Annotated in this window: 20 protein-coding genes; 10 read left to right on the forward strand and 10 right to left on the reverse strand. The window is 73.6% G+C overall.

The window, feature by feature from the left end; genetic code table 11:
• Window positions 1-5: 5 nt before the first annotated feature.
• The 3 genes from ACQPZ4_RS11650 to ACQPZ4_RS11660 all read right to left on the reverse strand — a co-directional run bounded on the left by ACQPZ4_RS11650 (window position 6) and on the right by ACQPZ4_RS11660 (window position 6,044).
• A complete protein-coding gene (locus tag ACQPZ4_RS11650) occupies window positions 6-1,610 on the reverse strand; it encodes a methyl-accepting chemotaxis protein (RefSeq protein ID WP_433058871.1) in 1,605 nt (534 codons plus the stop codon).
• A 5-nt stretch (window positions 1,611-1,615) separates the two neighbouring features.
• Window positions 1,616-2,416 carry a hypothetical protein gene (locus ACQPZ4_RS11655; protein ID WP_433058873.1) on the reverse strand — a complete coding sequence of 267 codons (801 nt, stop codon included), beginning with the start codon at window positions 2,414-2,416 and terminating at the stop codon, window positions 1,616-1,618.
• Between the two features lie 2,221 nt (window positions 2,417-4,637).
• Window positions 4,638-6,044: an alkaline phosphatase PhoX gene (locus ACQPZ4_RS11660; protein WP_433058876.1), complete on the reverse strand. Its 1,407-nt coding sequence runs from the start codon at window positions 6,042-6,044 to the stop codon at window positions 4,638-4,640.
• Window positions 6,045-6,140: 96 nt separating this feature from the next.
• Between ACQPZ4_RS11660 and ACQPZ4_RS11665 the strand changes: the two genes are divergently transcribed.
• The 3 genes from ACQPZ4_RS11665 to ACQPZ4_RS11675 all read left to right on the forward strand — a co-directional run bounded on the left by ACQPZ4_RS11665 (window position 6,141) and on the right by ACQPZ4_RS11675 (window position 8,308).
• Entirely contained in the window at window positions 6,141-6,668 is a 528-nt protein-coding gene (locus tag ACQPZ4_RS11665; protein WP_433058878.1) for an RNA polymerase sigma factor, read from the forward strand.
• The gene (locus ACQPZ4_RS11670; protein WP_433058881.1) at window positions 6,665-7,630 is read left to right on the forward strand and encodes a hypothetical protein; all 966 of its coding nucleotides are present in this window, start codon (window positions 6,665-6,667) and stop codon (window positions 7,628-7,630) included. The genes ACQPZ4_RS11665 and ACQPZ4_RS11670 overlap by 4 nt, the downstream gene beginning before the upstream one ends.
• A gap of 120 nt (window positions 7,631-7,750) precedes the next feature.
• Entirely contained in the window at window positions 7,751-8,308 is a 558-nt protein-coding gene (locus ACQPZ4_RS11675; protein ID WP_433058883.1) for a hypothetical protein, read from the forward strand.
• 50 nt (window positions 8,309-8,358) lie between these two features.
• Here ACQPZ4_RS11675 and ACQPZ4_RS11680 read toward each other — a convergent pair whose 3' ends face one another.
• The gene (locus ACQPZ4_RS11680; RefSeq protein WP_433058886.1) at window positions 8,359-9,756 is read right to left on the reverse strand and encodes an FAD-dependent oxidoreductase; all 1,398 of its coding nucleotides are present in this window, start codon (window positions 9,754-9,756) and stop codon (window positions 8,359-8,361) included.
• A gap of 718 nt (window positions 9,757-10,474) precedes the next feature.
• Window positions 10,475-11,521, reverse strand: a complete 1,047-nt coding sequence (locus ACQPZ4_RS11685) for a zinc-dependent alcohol dehydrogenase family protein (protein ID WP_433058889.1) — start codon at window positions 11,519-11,521, stop codon at window positions 10,475-10,477.
• Window positions 11,522-11,787: 266 nt separating this feature from the next.
• Between ACQPZ4_RS11685 and ACQPZ4_RS11690 the strand changes: the two genes are divergently transcribed.
• The 5 genes from ACQPZ4_RS11690 to ACQPZ4_RS11710 all read left to right on the forward strand — a co-directional run bounded on the left by ACQPZ4_RS11690 (window position 11,788) and on the right by ACQPZ4_RS11710 (window position 16,372).
• On the forward strand, window positions 11,788-12,495 hold the full coding sequence (locus ACQPZ4_RS11690; protein WP_433058892.1) for a helix-turn-helix domain-containing protein: 708 nt from the start codon (window positions 11,788-11,790) through the stop codon (window positions 12,493-12,495).
• Between the two features lie 380 nt (window positions 12,496-12,875).
• A complete protein-coding gene (locus ACQPZ4_RS11695) occupies window positions 12,876-13,457 on the forward strand; it encodes a hypothetical protein (protein WP_433058895.1) in 582 nt (193 codons plus the stop codon).
• 56 nt (window positions 13,458-13,513) lie between these two features.
• Entirely contained in the window at window positions 13,514-14,644 is a 1,131-nt protein-coding gene (locus tag ACQPZ4_RS11700; RefSeq protein ID WP_433058897.1) for an FAD-dependent monooxygenase, read from the forward strand.
• Between the two features lie 33 nt (window positions 14,645-14,677).
• Window positions 14,678-15,382: an SDR family NAD(P)-dependent oxidoreductase gene (locus ACQPZ4_RS11705; RefSeq protein ID WP_433058900.1), complete on the forward strand. Its 705-nt coding sequence runs from the start codon at window positions 14,678-14,680 to the stop codon at window positions 15,380-15,382.
• 9 nt (window positions 15,383-15,391) lie between these two features.
• Window positions 15,392-16,372 carry an RNA polymerase subunit sigma-70 gene (locus ACQPZ4_RS11710; RefSeq protein WP_433058902.1) on the forward strand — a complete coding sequence of 327 codons (981 nt, stop codon included), beginning with the start codon at window positions 15,392-15,394 and terminating at the stop codon, window positions 16,370-16,372.
• 101 nt (window positions 16,373-16,473) lie between these two features.
• On the opposite strand, the gene ACQPZ4_RS11715 is transcribed toward ACQPZ4_RS11710, so the two are convergent.
• Window positions 16,474-18,423, reverse strand: coding sequence for a discoidin domain-containing protein (locus tag ACQPZ4_RS11715; RefSeq protein WP_433058904.1), 1,950 nt, complete (start codon window positions 18,421-18,423; stop codon window positions 16,474-16,476).
• Window positions 18,424-18,667: 244 nt separating this feature from the next.
• Window positions 18,668-19,072, reverse strand: coding sequence for a cupin domain-containing protein (locus ACQPZ4_RS11720; RefSeq protein WP_433058907.1), 405 nt, complete (start codon window positions 19,070-19,072; stop codon window positions 18,668-18,670).
• A gap of 83 nt (window positions 19,073-19,155) precedes the next feature.
• On the opposite strand from ACQPZ4_RS11720, the gene ACQPZ4_RS11725 reads away from it, so the two are divergent.
• Window positions 19,156-19,926, forward strand: a complete 771-nt coding sequence (locus ACQPZ4_RS11725) for a hypothetical protein (protein WP_433058909.1) — start codon at window positions 19,156-19,158, stop codon at window positions 19,924-19,926.
• Here the strand turns inward: ACQPZ4_RS11725 and ACQPZ4_RS11730 are convergent.
• Genes ACQPZ4_RS11730 through ACQPZ4_RS11740 form a run of 3 tightly spaced genes read right to left on the reverse strand, consistent with a single transcriptional unit; the run spans window position 19,895 to window position 22,187 of the window.
• Entirely contained in the window at window positions 19,895-20,458 is a 564-nt protein-coding gene (locus tag ACQPZ4_RS11730) for a TetR/AcrR family transcriptional regulator (protein ID WP_433058912.1), read from the reverse strand. The genes ACQPZ4_RS11725 and ACQPZ4_RS11730 overlap by 32 nt on opposite strands.
• Window positions 20,451-21,245 (reverse strand): alpha/beta fold hydrolase, encoded by a 795-nt coding sequence (locus ACQPZ4_RS11735; protein ID WP_433058915.1) that lies wholly within the window; start codon window positions 21,243-21,245, stop codon window positions 20,451-20,453. The genes ACQPZ4_RS11730 and ACQPZ4_RS11735 overlap by 8 nt, the downstream gene beginning before the upstream one ends.
• 48 nt (window positions 21,246-21,293) lie before the next feature.
• Entirely contained in the window at window positions 21,294-22,187 is an 894-nt protein-coding gene (locus ACQPZ4_RS11740; RefSeq protein ID WP_433058918.1) for a LysR family transcriptional regulator, read from the reverse strand.
• A gap of 71 nt (window positions 22,188-22,258) precedes the next feature.
• On the opposite strand from ACQPZ4_RS11740, the gene ACQPZ4_RS11745 reads away from it, so the two are divergent.
• A complete protein-coding gene (locus tag ACQPZ4_RS11745) occupies window positions 22,259-23,281 on the forward strand; it encodes a C4-dicarboxylate ABC transporter (RefSeq protein WP_433058921.1) in 1,023 nt (340 codons plus the stop codon).
• Window positions 23,282-23,291 lie beyond the last annotated feature (10 nt).

Genomic DNA, 23,291 nt, shown 5'->3' on the forward strand with positions numbered 1-23,291 from the left:
AGTCCTCAGTACTTGAAGCGGGCGACGAGCACCCGCATCTCCGACGCCATCGCGGCGAGCTGGTCGACGGCGTCGCCGGTGCTCGACACGCCCTGGTTGGTCAGTTCGGTGGCGTCGGCGACCCCGGCGATGGTGCCGGCGATCTCGGTCGACCCGTTGGCGGCCGCGCCCACGCTGTGGCTCATCGAGCGGGCGGTGACCGCCTGCTCCTCCACGGCCGCCGCGATCGCGTTCTGGTACTCGCTCATCTGCGCGATCACCTCCCCGATCTGGCTGATGGCGCCGACCGCGTCCTCGGTGTCGAGCTGGATCGCCTGCACCCGCCGCCCGATGTCGTCGGTCGCCCGCGCGGTCTCCCGGGCCAGGTCCTTGACCTCCTGCGCGACGACCGCGAAGCCCTTGCCGAACTCGCCCGCCCGGGCCGCCTCGATGGTCGCGTTGAGCGCGAGCAGGTTGGTCTGCCCGGCGATCGCGGTGATCACCTTGACCACCTCGCCGATCTCGGTCGAGGAGGCGCCGAGCTTGCCGATCGTCTCGTTGGTGGTGCTCGCGATCGCCACCGCGGACGCCGTCACGGTCGCCGCGTGCGCGGTGTTGCGGGAGATCTCGTCGATCGCGTCGCCCATCTCGGTCGCCCCGCCGGCCACCGCGGCCACGTGCTCGCTGACCGCCCCGGCGGCCCGGGTCACCTCGGCCGCCCGGGTGCTGGCCGCCTTGGCGCTGCTGTCGATCTGCCGGCTGACCGCCGTGAGCTCCTCGGCCGCGGCGGCCAGGGTGGCCGAGTTGTCCCCGAGCGAGCGCACCGCCTCCCGTGTACTGGCCGTGGCCGCCCCGAGCGCCCGCGCCATCTCCCCGACCTCGTCGCGCTGCGCCACCTCGGCCTCGACGGTCAGATCCCCGGCGGCGACGGCCGTCAGCACCGCGTGCACGCGCCGGATGGGCCGCACGATCAGCCCGGTGAGGTACCGGCTGAGCACCATCGCCAGCATTAGCCCGGCCACGAGCGCCACGAGCATCGCGATCCGCCCGGTCCGGTAGGCGCTCGCCGCGTCGTCGGCCCCTTCCCGCCCGTTGGTCTGCTCGAAGCGCATCAGCTCCTCGAGCGCGCTCATCGCGTTGCCGCCGACGGTCTCGCCGTCGCCGAGGTACGCCGCCTGGAACCCGGGAATGTCGCCCGCCTCGATCAGCGGCAGCAGCCGGTGGTCGCGGATGTTGCGGAATGCGGACCACCAGATCGTGAACCGGCTCAGCAGCCGCTGCTGCTCGGCGTCGCGCATGGTGGCCCGGTAGGCCGCCACCTCGGCGTCGACCTGCCGCTCGGCCGCGGCGATGTCGTCGGTGAACGCCTTGCTGGCCACCGGCCCGTTGGACAGCGCCAGGTTGGCCACGTCGTTGCGCACCCGCAGCGCGGCCCGGTCCAGCGCGGCCAGATGCGCCGCGGGGACGAGGTTGAGCTTGTAGAGTTCGGCTGCGCGATCGTTGACCTTCGCGAGGCTGAACACCCCGGCGCCGAGCACCACCGCGCCGACGAGGCAGCCGACGAGGACGAGCAGCATGAGCTTGCGGGCCATCGGCTGGTCGGCCAGCCAGCGTCTCTTCTCGGCAGCCACGCCGCTCACATCGGCGCGCGGCCCCGGGTCCTGAGGAGTTGCGGCGCCGTGGTGTCCCGGTTGCCGACGAGCGGCGCCAGCATCAGCGCGCCGGCCGCGATGCCGAGGACGAACCGCACACTGGCGGCCGGGATCGCCTCGGGCCAGCCCGCCTCGGCCCCGAACAGCAGCCCGAGCGGCAGCTTCCACGCGTTCCAGGCGAACAGGAACCCCGACCCGATCCAGACGAGCGCCGCCGGGCCGCGCCACCACGCCCCGGCCGCGGCGGCGAGCGCCCAGAGCGCGTCGTTGGCGAGCAGGAGGTGCCAGTTCAGGTCCCGGCCCTCGGGATGCGCGATGCCGGCGGTGCCGCCGAGGACCCAGTAGGCCGAGATCCCGGCGAACGCCACCGCCAGGAGGGCCGCGGCCGGCCGCCGCGCTCCGGGCCGGAACGCCGCCGGCCAGCGCTCGCGCAGGTAGAGCGGCAGCGCCACGGCCAGGCAGACGCCCATGCCGATGAAGCTGAGCTCGATCAGCCAGCCCTCCCAGGACGACCCGTTGGACAGGGCGGTGCTCACCAGCATGTACGGGACCATCGGCACCAGAAACCCGCCCGCGATCCAGGCGAAGCTCAGCACCGCCCACCCCGGCACCCGCATGCCCCACGGCCGCGCCAGGGCCAGCGCGAGCGTGATGCCGGCCGCCGACATGCCGACGGTGACCAGGTTGAGCAGCTTGTTGTCGGGCGCCAGGAGCACCCACGAAATCTTGATCAGCAGGTACGGCGTCATCGCGGCCGCGCCCCCGTAGGCGAATGCCTTCCGCATACACAGCAGTCTCTCGAAGGGCCCTGTGAGCGGCCTGAGGTCTGTCGAACGCCGGCCCGGTGCAGCTGCGGTGCTCGGCCACAAACTTCGGGCGGCCCGCTCGGGCAGCCGCATCGTCGCCGGCAAACCCGTCACAGCGTGGGCAGCCACCGACATCGCAATCGCGGCCGCCACGCAGGTCCGCCGTGCGGATGCACCGCGGTCCCGGCCCCCCACTGGGTCCTTGTGTGGCTCGCGGCGAGGGGGAGGGGCTCGATCCCGGCCGAGACTGTCGCGTCCTGCAGCCTGCCGTCGTGCACGGCGTGCTGACGCGCATGGCCCGTCGCTGCGTGCCGTCGCGCATGGCCGGCCGCCGCGAACCGCTCGCCGCCTCGCACGGCCTGCCGTTTCGCGCGGCCCGCCGCCTAGCCCACGGCCCGCGTGTTGAGGCAGCCTGGCCCCACGAACCGCCGCCGCCTAGCGCCGCGGCGCATGGGCCGCGGCAGCCTGCCCCCACGAACCGCCGCGCGCCAGGCGCCGCCGCCGCCGGTGCCTGCGGCAGCCTGTCCCCACGAACCGTCGCGCGCCGCGCGCCGCCGCCGCCCGCAGCCGCCCGCGGCCGCCCGCGGCAGCTTGCCCCCACGAACCGTCGCGCGCCGCAGCCGTCGCGCGCCGCAGCCGCCGACGGCAGCCTGCCCCCACGAACCGCCGCGCGCCAGGCGCCGCCGCCGCCGGTGCCTACGGCAGCCTGTCCCCACGAACCGTCGCGCGCCGCGCGCCGCAGCCGCCCGCAGCCGCCCGCAGCCGCCCGCGGCCGCCCCCGGCAGCCGTCGGCGGCAGCTTGCCCCCACGAACCGTCGCGCGCCGCAGCCGTCGCGCGCCGCAGCCGCCGCGCGGCGGCAGCTTGCCCCCACGAACCGTCGCGCGCCGCAGCCGCCGCGCGCCGCAGCCGCCGCGCGCCGCAGCCGCCGCGCGCCGCAGCCGCCGCGCGCCGCAGCCGCCGTCGGCGGCAGCCTGCCCCCACGAACCGTCGCGCGCCGCGCGCCGCAGCCGCCCGCAGCCGCCCGCAGCCGCCCGCAGCCGCCCGCAGCCGCCCGCAGCCGCCCGCGGCCGCCCCCGGCCGCCCCCGGCAGCCGCCCGCGGCAGCTTGCCCCCACGAACCGTCGCGCGCCGCAGCCGTCGCGCGCCGCAGCCGCCGCCGGCGGCAGCCTGCCCCCACGAACCGTCGCGCGCCGCGCGCCGCAGCCGCCCGCAGCCGCCCGCAGCCGCCCGCAGCCGCCCGCGGCCGCCCCCGGCCGCCCCCGGCAGCCGCCCGCGGCAGCTTGCCCCCACGAACCGTCGCGCGCCGCAGCCGTCGCGCGCCGCAGCCGCCGCCGGCGGCAGCCTGCCCCCACGAACCGTCGCGCGCCGCGCGCCGCAGCCGCCCGCAGCCGCCCGCAGCCGCCCGCAGCCGCCCGCGGCCGCCCCCGGCCGCCCCCGGCAGCCGCCCGCGGCAGCTTGCCCCCACGAACCGTCGCGCGCCGCAGCCGTCGCGCGCCGCAGCCGCCGCCGGCGGCAGCCTGCCCCCACGAACCGTCGCGCGCCGCGCGCCGCAGCCGCCCGCAGCCGCCCGCGGCCGCCCCCGGCAGCCGCCCGCGGCCGCCCCCGGCAGCCGCCCGCGGCAGCTTGCCCCCACGAACCGTCGCGCGCCGCAGCCGCCGCCGGCGGCAGCCTGCCGCCACGAACCGTCGCGCGTCGCGCGCCGCAGCCGCCCGCCGCCGCCCGCGGCAGCTTGCCCCCACGAACCGTCGCGCGCCGCAGCCGCGCGCCGCAGCCGCGCGCCGCAGCCGGGCGCCGTCGCCGCCCGCCGGCGCCCGCGGCAGCCTGCCGCCGCGCGCCGCAGCCGCCGCGCGCCGCAGCCGCCGCGCGCCGCAGCCGCCGCCCGCCGCAGCCGCCGCCCGCCGCGGACGGCTTGGCACCGAGCCGCGCACCGCTCGCCCGCCCGTCGCCGGCTGCTGGACGTTCCCGGCCGAACGTCGCGCTGCCGGCGGTGGGGCCGTCGATCTCGCTGCCTCCACGATAGGTCCGGCAAGGTGTCATCTCGGTGTCAACGGTCGCCGTCGATGGACACGCGGCGCAGACCCGAGTCCGGGTCCAGGGCCGTCGGCCGGCAGCTGCGTGCTGCCGGCCGCTCGCCGTCCCTGCACTGGCCGCCGGGCGAAGGTTCAACCGGCGCACAACGGGCTGGGCAGGGCGAAGGACCTCAGTGGGCTCCGCCGCGCCAGGGGCCGGTGATGACGCAGGTGACGCCGGGGTACTGGACGTTGATGAACAGGTACCTGCCGTCGGCCGTGAAGGCGGCGCCGGCCAGTTCGCTCGCGCCCGTGGGGCCGGGCTTCGGGAAGTCCTCCGGGTCCCAGTAGTGCAGGTCCAGCGGCTCGATCACCTTGGCCAGGTTCGCCACGAAGCCGGACGGGGTCAGCACCCGCAACCAGTTGTCGCCGCCGTCCTCGTCCTCGCCGTCGCCGTCCTCGGCCAGCAGGAGCATGCCGCTCGGCGACACCGCCACCGTGTCGGGCTGGTTCAGGGTCTTCGGGTTCGGCGACTCGAACAGCAGCTGCAGCGTGCCCGCGTCGTGGGAGGTGGGGACGTAGCGCCAGACCTGGCCGTTCTCGCCGTCGCCCGCCTCGCTCGCGACGAACGTCACGCCGCCGTCCGACCAGGCTGAGCCCTCCAGGCCCAGGAAGCGGCAGCCGCCCTTGGCGCGGCCCTGGGAGTACACCGAACCGGGGTTGTCTTCGGCATCGGAAGGGTCGGGGTTGTCGATGTCGACCCAGTGCGTGTCCAGGACCTCGCCGACGCGCTGGCCCGTCGCGGTGTCGTAGTTGCGGTCGCCCGTCACGGCGAGCATCTGCAGTTTGCCGCCCGCGGCGAGCTGGCCGGGTTTGCGCGGGAGGAAGCGGTAGAAGCCGTCGCCGGGGTCGCCGTTGTCCTCGGTCATGTAGACGATGCCGGTGCGCGGGTCGATCGGGGCGGTCTCGTGCTCGAAGCGGCCCATCGCCTTCAGCGGCACCGGCTCGACCGGGCCGCGGGCGCCGGACGGGATCTCGAAGACGTAGCCGTGCGGTTTCTCGAAGCCGGCCTTGACGCCGTCCGTGGTCTCCTCGCACGACAGCCAGGAGCCCCACGGGGTCGCGGCCCCGCTGCAATTCGACAGCGTGCCATTGAGCACCAGGAAACTTTCCAAGAGCTTCCCAGAGCCGATGTCGTACAGCGATGAGCTGCAACCAGCCGGCGCCGCCCGGTCATACGCGCTGCGGGGGCCGAGCGCCTGCTGCTTCGCGCCGGGGATGTCGAGGTCGATCTCGTGGTTCCGGATGAGCCGGACGCGGCCGTGGCCCGCGTCGAACACGGCCTGGCCGTCGTGGCAACCGGGGGTCGGCAGGCCGTCGTTCATGCGGGTGCCGGCCGCGCCGAACGTGCGGTACGAGAAGCCGGCGGGCAGGGCCAGCTCCTTTCCCGCCTTCTGTAATGGTCCGTAGCCGTCGCGGACTTTCTGCGGTTCGGCCGTCGCCGCGGCCGGGCCCGCGCCGAGGAAGGCCCCGCCGAGTCCGCCGCCGACCAGTCCCAGGCCGGTCACGGCCAGCACGTCACGCCTGTTCAATGCCATGGCGCTCACGGTCCTCCCGGGCACGTGACGTGATCGACTCCGATCAGGTGAACATTTGTCGGTAACGAATCCGCGCCCGCACACACAGAGAAGGACATGGACGTCGTCAACGAACGCGACGCCGAGTGGTTCCGCGGCATGTACGAGCGGCACTACCCGGACGTCGTGCGGTACGGGCTGCGAAGGCTCGGCGGCACCGCCGCGGCGGAGGAGCTGGCCCAGGAGGTGTTCCTGGTCGCCTGGCGCCGCCGGTGGGAGGTACCGGCGCGGACGCTGCCCTGGCTGTACGGCGTGGGACGGCGGCTCCTGGCCAACCACTGGCGGGCCGCCCGGGCCGCGCCGCATCCGCTCGAGCTCACCGACGCGCCCGTGGCCGACCGCCACGACGGGGTGGCGCGTCTCGTGGACGTACGCGCGGCGCTGGCCCGGCTGCCCGAGGACGACCAGGAGATCCTGCGGCTCGTCGGCTGGGAGCAGCTCTCGGTGGGCGAGGCCGCGGTGGTGCTCGGGTGCGGGACGACCGCCGCCCGGGTCCGCCTGCACCGCGCCCGGCGGCGACTCACCGAGCAACTGCACGAGCGCCCGGCAACCGCCGCGCCGGCGCGGATGGGAGGCACCGCATGAACCGCGACGAAATCCAGACCCTGCTCGAGGCGGCCGACCCGGCCCGCGGCGTGCCCGTCGGCCGAGGGGACGCCGAGGCCGTACTGCGCCGGGCCGCGCGGGACATCACCAACTACGAGGTCCCGCCGCGGCGCACGAGCCGGCGCACCGTCGTCGCGGTGGCCGCCGCGGCCTGCGTGGCCGGGGTGTTCGCGGTCGCCGTGATGTGGCCGCGGCCCGGGGAGCAGCCGGTCCCGGTGCCGGGCGTGTCGGTGCTGCGCTCGCCGGAGACGGGCGGCTGCCTGCTCGACCTGGCCGACCGCGCCGAGGCCGCAGCGTACGACGGGGAGGCGGGGCGGTACGAGTACATCCACTTCTCGACCGTCAGCGGCGACACCACGCAGACCCCCGGCGGGTCGTTCGCGCAGGCCACCTGGCGCGCCGACGTGAAGTTCTGGCTCGCCGCGGACGGCTCCGGCCACCGTACGTCGAAGCGCGGCGAGGTGTCCTACGCGAACGCGGCCTCCCGCGAGTTCTACACCAAGCACCCGGACATGCTGGGCAGCGACGATCAGGACGCGGACTTCACGGCGGGCGAGTGGAGCGCGACCCCGCTGCCGCCGCTCGATCCGACGGCGATCGCCGACCGGCTGTACCAGCCGCGCGAGAACGGCCCGTCGGCCGCGATCGTCAGTGTGGCCGGCCTCAACATCGCCCGGGTCCTCGACCGCGAGCACCGGGTCGCGGTCCTGCGCTTCCTGGCCGGCGTCGACGGCGTGACCTGCGGCGGCACGGTGGACACCGACGCCGGGGCGGGCCTGCTGGTGAGCGCGCCGATCGGCCGGGGCCCGAACCCGACGCCGGGCGACCAGGGCCGCGAGTCGCTCGTGCTCGACCCGCGCACCGGCGACGTGCTCGCCGCCGGCAGCGGCCCCGGGCACTGGACGACGTTGTGGCTGGACCGGGGCCGGGTCGACCGCTGACCTGCCGCGCAACATGATCGATTGAGGTTTGTCTGTCTGACTACCCACAGATCGATCCGGTTTGCCCACTTTCCTCGCGGCAATGCGAAAGGAGTCCCCGAAACCGAACGAGGAGGATCAATGGACAAGCCAAGGCTCCGGACCGCCCTCGGCGCGCTGACGCTCGTCATCGCGATGGTCGCGGCCACGCTGGCCGGGTCACCCGCGGCCAGCGCGGCGCCGGCCGCGGCCCAGGACACCGTGGGCACGCTCACCTCCACGGTGACCGGAACCTTCACGGACGCCCAGGGTGGCGCGGGTACCTTCCGCGGCACGTTCACCCCGCAGCAGTTCACGGCGGCCGGCGACCACGTCGACGCCACCGGCGTGCTCGCCGGGCAGCTGACCGACTCCACCGGGGCGGCCCAGGACGTCTCGCAGCCGCAGACGTTCGCGGTCCAGGACATCAGCGCGATCGGGTGCCAGGTCCTCGACCTGAACCTCGCCCCGCTGGACCTCGACCTGCTCGGCCTCGTCGTGCACCTGGACCGCGTGCACCTGAACATCACCGCGGTCCCGGGCGCCGGCAACCTGCTGGGCAACCTGATCTGCGGCATCGCCGGCCTGCTCGACGGCGTCGGCGTGTTCGCCCAGATCGCGCAGCTGCTCAACCAGATCCTGGCCCTGCTGCGCCTGTAACGGATTGCTGAGTACGGGGCGCGACCTCGCCGAGGTCGCGCCCCGCTCGGCTAGATACGACCCAGCAGGCGCAGGCGCAGCGCGCGGAGTACGACTCCGGGCTTGGCCAGGGCGGCCGGGTGGGACTCCATCGCCGTCACGCTGTTGAGCCGGCGGCAGGTCGCGGGATCCGTCATCGAGGCGCGCAACAGGAGGTTGCTGGCCCAGCGGATCACGCGGTACCCCCGCGGCTGTCCTTCGGTGATGTGCGGCAGCCCCAGGTCGGCGAAGGTCGACACCTGCCACGCCGCGTCGACGATGACCCGGACCTTGGCGAAGTAGTCCCGCGCGGGCGTCGCCGTCACGTCGGGCCCGGTCTGCAGCCAGGCGGACAGGCAGGACGCGTGCAGCATCGCCGACGTCATACCCTGGCCGTACACGGGGTTGAACGACGCCACCGCATCCCCCGCGGCGATCAGCCCGGCCGGCAGGCGCTCCAGCGTGTCGAAGTCCCGCCGCCGGCTGTCCGCCTGGTGGTACGTGATGACGCCGCCGATCATCCGCCCCCGCTCGGCGATGTCGCCGAACATCGCCGGGAAGTACTTGCGGCACCGCTCGGCGTACTCGGCCGTGTCGCGCGAGGGCCGGTCCTCGTCGTACCCGGCGACGAGCATGAGCCAGCGATCGCCCTCGACCGACAGCACGCCGCCGATCCGCGGCACCCGCCCGTCGCCCGGCGTCTCCTGGGTGATGACGCACCACTCGTCGCTGATCGCCTCGTCCCGCTCGAACAGCGCGGAGGCATAGTTGAGCTTGATCGGCATCCGCCGCATGGGCGCCCGCGGCCAGCCGTGCTCCTCCAGCCAGTCGTTGAGCTTGCTGGAGCGCCCCATCGCGTCGACGACGAAGTCCGCCTCGACCTCGACCGGCTCCTCGCCGCCCTCGGGCAGATAGGTGGCGCCGTTCACCGAGGTCTCGGTAAAACGAAGACCTTCAACCCTTCCAAACTCCATGTGTACGTTCGGCAGCGCCAGCACCCGCCGCCGCACCTGCGACTCGAGGAAGGGCCGGGTGGTGATGAGAATCGGCCGCGGCGGAGGCGGGTCCTGCACCTCGCGGCGCTTGTTGTTGATGTACACGCCCGCGTCGGTCCGCCCGAAGTCCGGCGCCCCGGCCGCGACCGCGTCGTCGGTGAACCCGGGAAACCACCGCTCCAGCTGCGTCTGCCCGGCGGGGAGCAGCGCGTGCACCTGCGTGCCCTGCGGCACCCCGGGCCGCGGCCCGGCCCCTTGGGTGGAGTCCCGCTCGATGATGACGACTTCCTCGGCGTGGTCACTCAGGACGCGCGCCGCCATGAGCCCGGCCATGCTCCCCCCGAGCACAACGGCCTTGCGCATGACAATCTTGGGCGGTCCGGGCGGCTCGGGAGTACTGATCTGCGCGAAAACCTGCGACGCTGACGCTGCCATGAAGTTGATATTACTGGTGCAAATATTTAGCTACATGCCCTGACTTCGGCGAAGGCGGCCTGGATCGCTCCGTGTGGTTGCCGCACTACCTGCCGTCGTGGAGCCACACCGCTCGGGCGATTCAGGCCCCGGCTCCACGTGGGGAGATGGCGCGCCAGACCGAGCGCGGGGGCGGCTGCGGGCCAGGTTCAGCCCAGGCGTGGGGGCGGCGGGCCGGAACCCATCGCGGGCGAGCGCGAGGCGGAAGTCAGTGCGGGGCGAGGTCAGCGCGGGCGAAGGCGGCGCGGGCGGGCGCGCGAGGGAAGGCGGCGCGGGGCAGGCGCGCGGGCGGAAGTTGACGCGGGCGCGGAGCGGACGTCAATGCGGGGCGAAGTCGGCGCGGGCGGAAGGCGGCGCTGGGAGAAGTCGGCCCGGCGCGGAAATCGGCGCGGTGCGGAAGTCGCGGCGGCGTGGAAGTCGGCGCGGGCCAGGCGCGGGCGCGGAAGTCGGCCGGGGCGAGAGTCGGCGCGGGCGCGAGGCGGAGGTCAGTGCGGGGCGAAGTCGGCGCAGGGCGGAAGTCGGCGCGGGGCGAAAGTCAGTGCGGTCGCGGGCGGAAGTCAGTGCGGGGGTGAGCGCGCGACAGAAGGCGGCGCGGGGCGAGTATCGGCCCGGGGCGGAAGTCCGCGCGGGGCAGGCGCGGGCGCGGAAGTCGGCGCAGGGCGAAAGTCGGCGCGGGAGGTCAGTGCGGGGTGGCGTGTGCGTCGGGGCGGACGGCGATGACGACCTTGCCGAAGGGGTTCTCGGACTCGTAGTAGCGGTATGCCTCGCGGGCCTGGTCGAAGGGGAAGATGCGCGCGATCGGCGGGCGCAACCCTTGCACCTCGAGGACGGCGTTCATCACCTCGAACTGGGCGCGGCTGCCGACTGCCACCGCGCGTACCGTTGCGGCCGTGGCGAACAGGGCGCGTGGGTCCAGCGGCGGCCAGTCGCCGGAGACTGCGCCGATCAGCGCTATGTGGCCGTCCAGCGCCAGGCAGCGCAGGGAGTCGGGCACCGTGCCGGCGGTGTCCAGCACTCGGTCGGCGCCGCGCCCGCCGGTGAGCGCGCGTACCGCTGAGGGCCAGTCACCGTGCCGGTCGATGACCTCGTCGGCGCCGAGTTCTCGCAATCGGGCCGCTTTGCCGGACGAACCCGTTGTCACGAAAACCCTTGCGTCACAAGCCTTCGCCAACTGCACCGCCCACGACGATACACCCCCCGAACCCAACATCACCACCGTCTGTCCACTGTAGACGCCGCGGCCGTCGCCGGTCAGGGCGTTCCAGGCGGTCAGTGCGGCGCAGGGGAGCGTTGCGGCCTCGGCATAGGACATGTGGGAGGGGGCGGGGACGAGGGCTTGCTCAGGGAGTACCACGGAATCGGCGAGCATGCCGTCCAGGGTTCCGCCCAGCTGTGGGAGTCGCTCGGGGGTCAGGGGGCCGTCCAGCCAGTCCGGGAACAGGGTGGCCACGACCCGGTCGCCGGGGCGGAACCGTTCGGCGTTCGGGCCTGCTGCGACGACCTCGCCCGCCCCGTCGGAGATGGCTATGACGTCGGGTTTGACCGGCAGGACGTACTGGCCGCGGGCCACCAGCAGCTCGCGGAAGCTCAGCGACACCGCGTGCACCGCGACCCGCACCTCGCCCGGGCCGAGCGGTGGCTCCTCGTGGGTGCGCAACGTCAGGCCGTCGATGCCGGCGCCGCTGGTGATGTGCCAGGCTCGGACGTGCCGGTCGAATGTGTCCATGCCATTGACCCTGCGGTGCACGGGCGCACCCCGGCAATTCCCCGGAGGGAATCGCCGGCACCACCCGCGGCGCGTGACAGCGGTGCGGCAATTCCTCGCGGGGAATCGCCGGCACGACCCGCGGCGCGTGACTGCGGCGCGGCAATTCCTCGTGGGGAATCGTGGATCGGCGCGGCACCGGCTAGACAGGAAGGGTGACGGACACCTTCGGGGGTACCCTGCGCGAGTGGCGCAACCGGCGCCGGGTCAGCCAGCTGGAGCTCGCCGTGCGGGCCGGCACCACCCAGCGCCACGTGAGCTTTATCGAGAGCGGCCGGTCCGCGCCCGGGCGCGCGATGATCATTCGGCTGGCGGAGTCGCTCGAGGTGCCGATCCGGGAGCGCAACGATCTGTTGCTGGCGGCGGGATTTGCCCCGGCGTACCCGCGAAGGGCCCTTGACGGGCCGGAACTCGCGCCCGTCCGGGCGGCGTTGGAGCATGTGCTGCGCGGGCATCTGCCGTATCCGGCGGTGGTCGTGGACCGGCATGGGGACCTGGTGGCCGCGAACGCCGGGTTCCATGCCCTGACGCGCGATGCCGCCCCGGCGCTCCTCGCACCGCCCGTGTCGGTCGCGCGGTTGCTGCTGCATCCGGACGGGCTCGGGAGGCGTATCGTGAACCTCGACGAGTGGGCCTGGCACATCGTCGACCGCGTCCGAGCGGAGGCGACCCGCAACGCGGACGAACGCGGGCACGCGCTTGCCGCTGAGCTGGAGGCGCTGGCCCCGCCCCGGCCGGCGCAGACGGGGCTCGGGTTCGCGGTGCCGTTGCGGCTGCTGGACGGTACCCGCGAAATGCACCTCATCACGACCCTCACGCACTTCGGCACGGCGGTCGATGTCACGCTCGCGGAGCTGCGGCTGGAGGCCTTTCTGCCCGCCGACGAGGCTACGGCCGCCGCGCTTGCGGAGCTGGTCAGTACGGTCGCCGGATGAAACCCGACGTGGTGCTCGCCGCCCTGCAGTCGTTCGAGGCACCACCCGAGCGCCATCGGCAAAACCGGCACGCGCACCGCTGCCAGAACCCGGCGACCTGAGCGGCGAAACCGGCGCGCGCATCGCGGCAGGAATCTGGCGACCCGAGCCCCCGAAACCGACGCCCACCTCACGAGCGCGCAAGGGCGAGCCGGCCCGGGCCATTCCCGCCCCGGCGACGGGTGTCGAGTCAGCGGCGCGCGGCGTACTGCGACGCGGAACGAGCGCCCGCCACGCGGGCGGAACCCGGCGTTCGGGCAGGACGTCCGCGATATCGACGGACCGCGCCCAAGCCGTTCGTTGATGGCATTCCGCGTGCACATTGCGGTCCGATTGCAGGCATGCAGGAACTGACGGTGCCGCCGATCGACGAAGGTGACCGGGCCGCCGCGGAGACGGCGCTCGGCGAGTTCAGCACCGCCGCCGCCCGCGACGATGGCCCCGCCGTCAGGGCCGCGGGGCGAAGGCTCGCGCAGGCCGGGGGCTTCGCGGGGCTGCGAGACGTCATGGAGCGCAGCCAAAAAAGCACCGAAGAGCTCAACCGCCAATGGTACTGGCTGCTGGCCGTAGCCCGCTACGCCGCCGAGCGCGCCGACACGCAAACGGCCGTGCTCGCGTTCATGTTCGCCGACGTCTGGCGGCTGCAGATCGCGCCGCGGCACGGGCTGGGCGACCTCGACGACATCGGCTTCCCCACGCCGCCCGAGACGGTCCAGGCCGACCTCGCCGCGCTGGCCATGGCGTTCCTCGTCGACCAGGACCTGAACCGGATCGTCACCGAGGGCCCGGCCGCCACGATCACCGTGCGGGTCGTGCTGTTCATGGCCGCCTCCCGAGTGGTCGAACTGGCCGAGAGCGGCATCGACATCCCCCCGTCCCTGGTGAACGGGGCCCGCCAGATCGTGAGGGGACTAGTAGGCTGACAATGCCGAACGGGCACTGTCAGTGGACTGTCAGCGCCCTCGGCGACCGTACAGCCATGACCACGGTACTCATCTCCGGCGCCAGCATCGCCGGTCCCGCGCTCGCGTTCTGGCTCTCCCGCTTCGGCTGCGACGTCACCGTCGTCGAGCGGGCACCACAGCTGCGCACCGGCGGCCAGGCCGTCGACTTCAAGGGTGACATCCACCGCACCGTGCTGTCCCGGATGGGGCTGCTCGACGCGGTCAGGGCGCGCCAGACCGGCGGCCACGACCAGACGATCATCGACGAGCGGGGCCGCGGGCTGGCCGTCATCCCCGGCGAGTTCACCGGCGGCGAGATCGAGATCACCCGCGGCGACCTGTCGGAGCTGCTCTACGGCGAGACGAAGGGCAGCTGCGAGTACCTCTTCGGGGATTCGATCACCGCCATGCAGGACACCGGCGACCGGGTGGACGTCACGTTCCGCAACGCCGCCCCGCGCAGCTTCGACATCGTGGTCGGGGCCGACGGCATCCACTCCAACGTGCGGCGGCTCGCGTTCGGGCCGGAGGCGGACTTCGTCAGGTACCTCGGGTACTACTACGCGCTGGTCGACCTCAAGGCGGACGGCGAGGCGGTGATGTACAACGAGCCCGGCCGGATGGTCGCGCTCGGCGGCCCCAAGTCCCCCGCGTTCTTCGTGTTCAAGTCGCCGGAGCGGCACTACGACCGCTACGACCCGGCGGCCATGAAGCGCATCATCCGCGCGGCCTACCAGGGCGGCAAGTGGCGTATTCCCGAGCTCCTCGACCGGCTGGACAGCGCCGAGGACGTCTACCTGGACTCGATCAGCCGGTCCGAGGTCCCCTCGTACGCCAAGGGGCGGGTCGTGCTGCTCGGCGACGCCGCGTACGGCAACACGCTCGGCGGCTTCGGCACCGGACTGGCCGTCGTCGGCGCGTATGTGCTGGCCGGCGAGCTGCGGGCGGCGAGCGGCGACCACCGCGCGGCGTTCGCGAACTACGAGACCGAGTTCCGGCCCTATGCGAAGGTCTCCAAGCAGGGCAGCGCCGGACCGTTCCTGGCCCCGCCGACCCGGACCCGGATCGCCCTGCGCGACTGGACGTTCCGCTCGCCGTGGCTGCTGCGGCAGATGCTCAAGCTCACCGACAAGTACGCCACCGGGATCGAACTGAAGAACTACTGACCACTTTTCGCGGTGGACGGTGTCGGTACGGGCATGCAGACAATCGGACAGACCGCGATCGTCACCGGCGGGACGCGCGGGTTCGGGCGGGGCATCGCGGAGGCGCTCGCCAAGGCCGGGTACACCACCCTCACCGTCGCCCGCGGCGAGGACGCCGACATCGTGGCCGACGCGGCGGAGCCGGGGGTCGCCGAGCGGGTCCTGGCCGAGCACGCGCCGGCGGTCGTGGTCCTCAACGCCGGCGCGATCCCGGACACGGCGCCGGTGCACGAGCAGACGTGGGAGTCGTTCGCGGCGCCGTGGGAGGTGGACGTGCGGCAGGCCTTCGAGTGGACGCGAACCGCGCTGCGCCGGCCGCTCGCGCCCGGCAGCGCCGTGGTGCTCATGTCGAGCGGGGCGGCGCTCGGCGGGTCGCCGCGCAGCGGGGGCTACGCCGGGGCGAAGGCGATGGTGCGCTTCATCGCGCAATACGCCGGCGAGGAGTCCGAACGGCTCGGGCTCGGCATCCGGTTCGTGGCGCTGCTGCCCGGCCTCTCTCCCGGGACTGGCGTGGGGGATGCGGGCGCCCGCGCGTACGCCGCGAAACAGGGCATCTCCGTCGAGGAGTTCCGCGAGCGGCTCGGCCCCGTCGTCACCCCTGAGATCGCCGGCCAGGCGGTGCTCGACGCCCTCGCGGCCCCGGGCGCACCGGCCTACAAGGTGTCAGCGGCCGGGCTGGGCGAGATCGAGATTCGGTAGCGTGGCCCGATGAGTCTGCTGGAGCGGGCCCGGGCCGGCGACGACAGCGCGTTCGGCGAGCTGGTCGAGCCGTTCCGGCGGGAGTTGTACGTCCACTGCTACCGCATGCTCGGCTCGGTCCAGGACGCCGAGGACGTGCTGCAGGAGACCCTCACCGCGGCGTGGGCCGGCCTCGGCTCGTTCGCGGGGCGGGCCTCGGTGCGCACGTGGCTGTACAAGATAGCGACCAACCGCTGCCTGAACTGGCTGCGCGACGGCGAGCGGCGGCCGCGCACGGTGCCGGGCGACCTCGGCGCGCACGCCCCCGCCCCGACGCGGACGGTCGAGCCGGTCTGGCTGCAGCCGATCCCCGACGCGCTGCTGGCCGGGCTGCCCGACGAGGCGCCCGGGCCCGAGGCGCGCTACGAGCGGCGGGAGGCGGTGTCGCTGGCCTTCGTCACCGCGGTCCAGGGCCTGCCGCCGCGGCAGCGGGCCGTGCTGCTGCTGCGCGACGTGCTGGGCTTCCGCGCGGCCGAGACCGCCGGGATGCTGGAGCTGACCGAGGACGCGGCCAACGCGCTGCTCAAGCGCGCCCGCGCGGTGGAGTTCGACCGTACCGCGGCCGCGCCCGCCTCGCCGCGCCAGCTCGTCGCGGCGGGGCGCTTCGCCGACGCCATGGAGGCGGGCGACGTGGACGCGATGGTGGCGCTGCTGACCGACGACGCGTGGCTGACGATGCCGCCGGCGCCGCTGGAGTACCAGGGCCGCGCGGCCATCGGCGCGTTCATCCGGCAGGTCGGGCTGAACGGCGGCCGGCGCCGCTACCGGCTGGTGCCCACGGGGGCCAACGGCCAGCCGGCGTTCGGGTGCTACGTCTCCGACGACGGCGACCCGGTCGCGCACGCCCTCGGCACGCTGGTGCTGACCATGCGGGGCGAGCGGGTCGCGCGCTTCACGCGCTTCCTGGACAACGCCGTGCTCCCGTACTTCGGCCTGCCCAGACAGCTGTGAGGGCGGGTGGCGACCGGACGCCTGGCCGCCACCCGCCATAGGTGCCCGCGCGCCGGCCTTCGGCGGTGACCGGCGCGCGGACGTCTTGAAGGGGAAGCGGCTCAGCCGTTGTAGACGCGGAACTCCGAGACCTGCCCGGCCGGCCAGCCCGTGTTTCCGGTGAAGGTCAGCCGCACATAGCGGGTCGTCACCGTCGACGGGAACGTGATGGTGGCCGTGTTGCCGGTGCCGGGATTGAAGGTGTACCCCGCCGCGCCCACGATCGCCGCGAAGTTCCCGCCGTCCGTGCTGCCGCTCACCGCGATCGTCTGCGTGCGGGTGGCCCAGGACGACTGCGGCGGCAGGGTGAGCACGATCCGGCGGGTCGCCATCGCGCTGCCGAGGTCCACCTGGAGCCACTGCGGCCAGGCGTTGTTGGCGCTCTCCCAGTACGTGCCGGTGTTGCCGTCGACCGCGTTGCCGCTGCCGTAGACCTGGGTGTGGCTGCTCTCCGCGGTCGGGCGGCCGGCGGCCAGGTTCACGGTGTTGTTCGGCGGGGCCGCGGTCGTGGCGGTGACCTGGTTCGAGGCCCCGGACGCGTTGCCGGCCGCGTCGTAGGCGGCGACCGTGAACGTGTAGGCGGTCGCGGCGGTCAGGCCGGTGGCGGTGTAGGCCAGCGTGGTGGTGGTACCGATGACGGCTCCGGCTCTGCTGACGCGGTAGCCGGCGACGCCGACGTTGTCCGTGGCCGCGTTCCACGCCAGGGCGACCGTCGTGTCCGAGGTGCCGGTGACGCGCAGGTTGCCCGGGACCGAGGGCGCGGTCTGGTCCGGGCCGGTCGGGAACGGGACGGTGAAGCGGGTGGCGGTCAGCGCGATCTGGCCCTTGAGCATCCGGCCGCCGTCGTTGGTCAGGCGCAGGTAGTAGTCGGACGAGCAGGGGGTGCCGTCCTCGTCCAGCGCGCGCATCCCCGAGTTGGTCGGCTGCCAGGCCGCGCTCTCGGCGGTCTTGGCGATCTGGTTGCCCTCGTTGAACTCGTCGAACATCGAGATGTAGACGCTCTGCACGCCGGCCCGGGTGTGGTTGTAGAACTGGCGCCACATCAGCTCGCCGTGGTGGCGGTGGCCGGCCGCGAGGTCGCCGGGGATGACGCACGGCTGGTAGTCGATGCCGCGGCCGTTCAGGTCGGCGAGGTCGCCCAGCACGCGGTTCTGGTAGAACCAGTCGGCGCCGTTGTTGTCGCTGATCCGGCCGACCATCCACGGCGAGACCATGTCGAAGGCGTGGTACACGTCGATGAACCCGGCGCGCGAGTCGTCGGTGCCGTAGCGCCAGTGGGTCGGCACGCCGCCGATGACGTAGCAGCCCTGGCCCTTGAACCAGTTGATGACGTCGAGGCACACGGACGGCGCGAACGGGCGGCCGTCGTCGTTGAAGCCGAAGCCCCAGATGCACACGACGGGCTTGCCGTTCTGCCGGGCGTACGCGGACGAACTGGCGTGCGCCTTCATCTTGTTCGTCCAGTCGGCCTTGATCTCGTTCTGCATCGTCAGCCACCAGGTGACGTCGTACATGATGTAGAACTTCCGGCCGTACGTCTCCGCCGCCTGGCGCACCTTCTGGGCCATCGCGTCGCGGGTCGCGCCCTCGCCGCCGTTGGGGTTGAAGCGCTGCAGGGCCGCCGTGTCGCAGCCGTTCTGCTGCATCCAGCGGAAGTGCGTGTCGACGGTCTGCTGGTCGTACGAGGAGAACAGGTTGGCCGGCTGGCCGTTGCCGAGGTTGGCGAAGTTGGTGCGGTACCCCTTGGTGAAGTCGCGCATGTCCGGCCAGCACGTGATCGAGCAGGCGCCCGGGGCGGGGCTCTGCGACCAGTTCGGGCTGTAGTGCCACCAGCCGTTGATCGGGGCGCCGTCGCCGATCGCGGCGAACCAGCCCTGGTAGCCGACGGTGACCTTGCCGACCACGTCGCCGGGGGCGCTGGCGGCCTCGGCCTCGTTCGCGACCAGCGGAAGCGCGGCGGCGGTGGCTCCGGCAAGAGACGTGGCGATGACGGTACGGCGGGAAACTCCCATGTGGAACTCCTCAGGGGTGAACCCTGGGCATGGCGAGGCAGGCCCATGTCCGGGGCGAGGCGGGGGACGGGCCGGGCGGGACCCGTTCACCGGCTATGAGCAGCTCACGCGGGGTGGGACGCGCGGTTGGCGGCGCTGACCATTGTCGGCTTCTGGCGTCGAATCCTGCCAGCAGTCGTTCGGTCAGCGCAATACTTCGATGTGTCGATCGCAAGTTTGCGACGAACTTTTGCTGCAATAGCCGTTAGGTCAGGCTCGGCAGGTTCACGACGATGGCCTCCTGGCTGCTGCGGGCGATGACCACGACCGCTTCCTCGGCGCCCGGGTTCTCCTCCCGATGCGGCACGTACGGCGGGACGAAGACGTAGTCGCCCGGGCCCGTCTCCAGCCGGATCTCCTCGCCGCCCTCCGCGAAGACGAAGACCGGATGGCCGGACACCACGTAGATCGCGGTCTCGGCCTCGCCGTGGTGGTGGTTGCCGGAGTTGGTGGCCGGGGCGACGTGGGTGCGGCCCATCCAGAGCTTCTCCGCGCCGACCGTCTTGCCGGAGATCGCTTCCAGCCGCTTCATCCCGGACGTCTGCCCGGTGTCGCCGCTGAGCTGGGTGCCGCGGATGTGGCGAAGGGGCGCATGCCAGTGATCACTCACGAAAAAATCACCTTATGTCCGAATTGTCGTTACATTGATCAGTGGCCGGGCACGAGGCCCGGACGGACGGGAGCTTCTACACCATGAACCGCAGAAGCCTGCTGCTGGCGGCCGGGGCCGTCGGCGTCACGACGGCGGTCGGGGGCGCGGCCGCCGCGATCGCCGCCGACGACCCCGAGGCGGGCCGCACGCAGCGGCCGATGCTGACCTGGGAGCTGACCGGCGGCTTCGTCCCGGCGGGCTGGTCCGCGCTGCGGGCGCCGCGCCTGGTCGCGTACGACGACGGCGTGCTGATCGCCGACGCCCAGCAGCGGCTGCGGGTCGGCGCGGGCGAGATCCGCTCGCTGCGCAACCACGCGACCACCGTCCTGCGCGACCCGGCCAACGCCCGCCGCCGCCAGGGTGCCCCGATGATCGCCGACGTGCCGTCCACCGTCTTCACCGCGCGGACCAACGGGCGGAAGTTCAGCCTGCAGTTCGAGGGCCTGGAGGAGACGCGGCGGGACCGGGCCTACCCGGCCGCGGCGTACGCCCTGCTCGACCACTGCGCGCAGCTGCGCGACCGGATCAACCGCTCCGGCACGGCGTTCCACCCGGATGCGGTACGCGCGATCGTGGTCCTGCTCGACGCCGCCCAGCCCACCGCGACGACGGTGCAGCCGTGGCCCGCCGGCGTGCCGGTGCCCCACTTCCGCAAGGACGAGTTCGTCACGCAGCTCGACCTGCGCGACCGCCAGGCCCGCGCCCTCATGCGCGCCGTGCCGCGCCCGGAGCAGCCGCAGTGGCCGGTCTTCAAGCTCCCCGACGGCCGCCGCGCCCAGCTCAACTGGCGTTTCCTGCTGCCACACGAATAGCCTTCAGGGTCTCGATCAGCACGTTCAGCGTCACGTCGACGTCCTGGCGCAGCTCGAAGCTGCCGCGCAGGACGGCGAAGCCGTGCAGCGCGGCCCGCAGCACGCGGGTCGCGTGCACCACCTGGTCGTCGGCCAGGTCGTAGCCCTTGAACACGGCGAACACGACGGCCAGGAACCGATCGGCGGCCGCGGTCACCCCCGGGTCGGCCACGGCCCGCTGCGGCACGAGGGCGTAGCGGTCCGGGTACCGGGTGACGAACGCGTAGTACGCCCGCGCCAGCGCCTCGAGCGCGTCGTCCCCGCTCCGCCCGAGCACCGCCGCCGTGGCCGCGGCGGTGAACTCGTCGAGAATCCGGATCGCCAGCAGCGCCTTGAGCTCGGCCAGCCCCGCCACGTGCTTGTACAGCGACGGCGTGGCCACCCCGCACTCCCCCGCCACGGCCGCGAGCGTGAGCGCCTCGGGCCCGCCGGCGTCGACGATCCGCAGCGCGGCGTCGACGACGGCGGCCGGACTCAGCCCCGCCCTAGGCAACGGCGTGCTCCCGCAGGAACGCCACCACCGCGTCGGCCGTCTCGGCGGGCAGCTCGGAGTGCGGGTAGTGCCCGGCCCGTGCGATCACCGCGGTCTCGCCCCGCAGCCGCTCCGCCAGCAGGCGCCCCTCGGCCGCCGGGTCGGGGAAGTCGGGGTCCTTCTCGCCCATCAGTACGAGCACCGGAGTCCTCACCTCGCCCATCCGCGCCTCGCACACCGAGGCATCGGACTGCATCATGGCACGCATCGCGCCCATCCGGCCGGGTTCCTTGAGGCTGCCGCTCAGCGCCCGCTTCTCCGCCGGGTCGGCCTTCTTCGTCTTGTACAGCGAAGCCCAGTACGCGATCCACAGTGGACGAACCCGGCTGATGACCGCGATGGCGGCGCGCATGAACAGATTGGGCTTCGGCATCACGCGGGCGAACGGGTTGCTGAGCACCACGGCGCTGAACAGCTCGGGCGCCTCGGCCGCGGCCCACACGGCCGTCGCCCCGGTGTAGGAGTTCGTGAAGAGGACCGCCGGCCCGGCGTTGAGCCGTCGCAGCAGCGCGATGGCGTCCCGGGCGACGGCCTGGGCGGAGTAGTCGCTCCACACGGCGGTCGACTCGCCCTGCCCGCGCAGGTCCATGGTGACGACCCGGTAGCCGCGGGCGGCGAGCTCGGGAACGAACGGCGCGTAGGTCCGCCGGTCGACGCCCATGCCGGGCAGGCAGAGCACCAGCGGGCCGCCGGCCTGGGTGTCCTCGTAGGCGATGGTGCCGTCCTCGTGCTCAAAGCTCATCTTCATAGCCTTAAAGCTAATGCCATTAGCCAGCCGCGTCAACCCCCAGGATGGTCAGCGGCGGCGGGCGATGGACAGCAGGTCGCGGGCCGGGCCGGCGGGCTGGGCGCCGGTGGGCCAGACCGCGTGCAGGCGGCGCTGCAGTGGCACATCCGCCGCCGGTACCGCTACCAGCGTGCCCGCGGCCAGTTCCGCCACGATGGCCAGGGAACTGACCACGCCGGGGGCGTTGCCGGCCGCGACCGCGTGCTTGATGGCCGTGGTCGACGACAGCTCCAGTACCGCCGCCGGGGCTGAACCCAACGCGGCCTCCAGGGCGCCTCGGGTGCCTGAGCCGGCCTCGCGGGACACCAGCGGGGTTGCGGCCAGTTCCGCCGCCGTGATGCCGCGGCGGCGGCGGGACCAGGGGTGGCCCGGCGCCACGATCACGGTCAGGCGGTCGGCGCCCACCACCGCCGAGTCCAAGCCGGACGGCACGGCCGGGCCCTCCACGAAGCCGACGTCCGCCTCGCCGGACAGGACTCGGTCGGCCACGTCGGCCGAGTTCAGGGCGCGCAGGGTCACCGACAGGCCCGGGTTGCCGGCGTGCAGGGCCACCAGCCAGGCCGGGAGCAGGTACTCCGCCACCGTCTGGCTCGCGGCCACCGTCAGGCGGCTGTGCCGTGACGCGCGCAGGGCCGAAATCCCCGCGCCCAGGGCGTCTGCCGCCTCGACCGCCGCTCGGGCCCAGTCGGCGATCAGGGCGCCTGTCTCGGTCAAGGTCGAGCCGCGGGGGCTGCGGTCCAGGAGGGTCAGGGCCAGGCGGCGTTCCAGCTGGCGCAGCCGGGAGCTGGCGGCCGGCTGGGAGATGCCGTGCGCCGCCGCCGCGCGGCCCACCGAGCCCAGCCGGGCCACCGAGAGCAGCAGGTCGAAGCTGGTCAGGTCGGCTACCGTCGGCGGCAAGGGCATAACCGCAGACTATGACCTCACAGGCAGGGGCGGGCTACCGGGTGCCGCGCGCGGGCGGCAGATTCGTGATCATGGACAGAGCACCGTTACGGCCGAGTGAGTTCAGTGCGGTCATGGGGACCGGGATCGTGGGCAACGCCGCGCTGGCGCTGCCGGGGCATGTGCCGGGGCTGCACGCTTCCGCGGCGGTGATCTGGGTGGTTGCGGCCGCGCTGCTGGTGCGGGCCGCCGTCGGTGCGGTCGGGCGGCCGCTGGACCCCGCCACCGCGCCGGTGCTCGGGGCGGTGCCGATGGCGTTGATGACGGTGGGGGCCGGGGCGCTGCACTTCACGCCGTACGTGGGGGTCGCCGTCGCGCTGTGGCTGGCCGGAACGGTGCTCGGGCTGGTGACCGCGGTCGCCGTGCCGTTCATGATCACCGTGCGAAGCGAGACCCAAGGACGCGAGCCCGAGATGACCGGCGCCTGGCTGATGCCCGTCGTGCCGCCGATGGTGTCCGCCGCCACCGGAGCGCCCCTCATCGCGCATTTTCCGGCTTCGGTACGCCCCGATGCCCTCCTCGCCTGCTACGCCCTCTTCGGGATCAGCCTGTTCGCCGCCGTCGCCATCATCGGACAGCTCTGGGGCCGGCTGCTCCACCACGGGCCGGGCGAACCGGCGAACGTCCCCACGCTCTGGATCGTGCTGGGGCCGCTCGGGCAGTCGGTCACCGCCGCCCATGCGCTCGGCGCTGCGGCGGGGGAGGTGCTGCCGGAGCGGTACGCGGCCGGCGCCGAGGTCTTCGCGCTCCTCTACGGCGTCCCGGCGCTCGGCTTCGCCCTGCTCTGGCTCGCCTTCGCCGCCGCCGTCACCCTGCGCACCGCTCGCAGCGGCGGAGGGTTGCCGTTCACGCCGGCCTGGTGGGCGTTCACGTTCCCCGTCGGGACCTGCGTCACCGGGGCCGCCGGGCTGGCCGCCCAAACCGGCTCGGCCGTGTTCTCGGGGCTCGCGATCACGCTCTATCTGCTGCTCGTCGCGGCCTGGGCAACGGTCGTCGCGAGAACGGTCGCCGCCCGCGTCCGGGTCAGTGGCCTGCGGCGGGCGACTGCGCGCTGAACGCAGCGCT

This window comes from Dactylosporangium sp. CS-033363 (genome assembly GCF_050942475.1).
Taxonomy (GTDB): Bacteria; Actinomycetota; Actinomycetes; order Mycobacteriales; family Micromonosporaceae; genus Dactylosporangium.

Bases quoted from the DNA above. Each gene is read 5' to 3' on its own strand.
- ACQPZ4_RS11725 (WP_433058909.1), top strand. From the start codon at position 19,156: ATGAACCGCAGAAGCCTGCTGCTGGCGGCCGGGGCCGTCGGCGTCACG.
- ACQPZ4_RS11680 (WP_433058886.1), bottom strand. From the start codon at position 9,756: ATGGCAGCGTCAGCGTCGCAGGTTTTCGCGCAGATCAGTACTCCCGAG.
- ACQPZ4_RS11665 (WP_433058878.1), top strand. From the start codon at position 6,141: ATGGACGTCGTCAACGAACGCGACGCCGAGTGGTTCCGCGGCATGTAC.
- ACQPZ4_RS11660 (WP_433058876.1), bottom strand. From the start codon at position 6,044: ATGGCATTGAACAGGCGTGACGTGCTGGCCGTGACCGGCCTGGGACTG.
- ACQPZ4_RS11675 (WP_433058883.1), top strand. From the start codon at position 7,751: ATGGACAAGCCAAGGCTCCGGACCGCCCTCGGCGCGCTGACGCTCGTC.
- ACQPZ4_RS11705 (WP_433058900.1), top strand. From the start codon at position 14,678: ATGCAGACAATCGGACAGACCGCGATCGTCACCGGCGGGACGCGCGGG.
- ACQPZ4_RS11710 (WP_433058902.1), top strand. From the start codon at position 15,392: ATGAGTCTGCTGGAGCGGGCCCGGGCCGGCGACGACAGCGCGTTCGGC.
- ACQPZ4_RS11745 (WP_433058921.1), top strand. From the start codon at position 22,259: ATGGACAGAGCACCGTTACGGCCGAGTGAGTTCAGTGCGGTCATGGGG.
- ACQPZ4_RS11670 (WP_433058881.1), top strand. From the start codon at position 6,665: ATGAACCGCGACGAAATCCAGACCCTGCTCGAGGCGGCCGACCCGGCC.
- ACQPZ4_RS11715 (WP_433058904.1), bottom strand. From the start codon at position 18,423: ATGGGAGTTTCCCGCCGTACCGTCATCGCCACGTCTCTTGCCGGAGCC.
- ACQPZ4_RS11695 (WP_433058895.1), top strand. From the start codon at position 12,876: ATGCAGGAACTGACGGTGCCGCCGATCGACGAAGGTGACCGGGCCGCC.
- ACQPZ4_RS11740 (WP_433058918.1), bottom strand. From the start codon at position 22,187: ATGCCCTTGCCGCCGACGGTAGCCGACCTGACCAGCTTCGACCTGCTG.
- ACQPZ4_RS11700 (WP_433058897.1), top strand. From the start codon at position 13,514: ATGACCACGGTACTCATCTCCGGCGCCAGCATCGCCGGTCCCGCGCTC.
- ACQPZ4_RS11655 (WP_433058873.1), bottom strand. From the start codon at position 2,416: ATGCGGAAGGCATTCGCCTACGGGGGCGCGGCCGCGATGACGCCGTAC.
- ACQPZ4_RS11685 (WP_433058889.1), bottom strand. From the start codon at position 11,521: ATGGACACATTCGACCGGCACGTCCGAGCCTGGCACATCACCAGCGGC.
- ACQPZ4_RS11735 (WP_433058915.1), bottom strand. From the start codon at position 21,245: ATGAAGATGAGCTTTGAGCACGAGGACGGCACCATCGCCTACGAGGAC.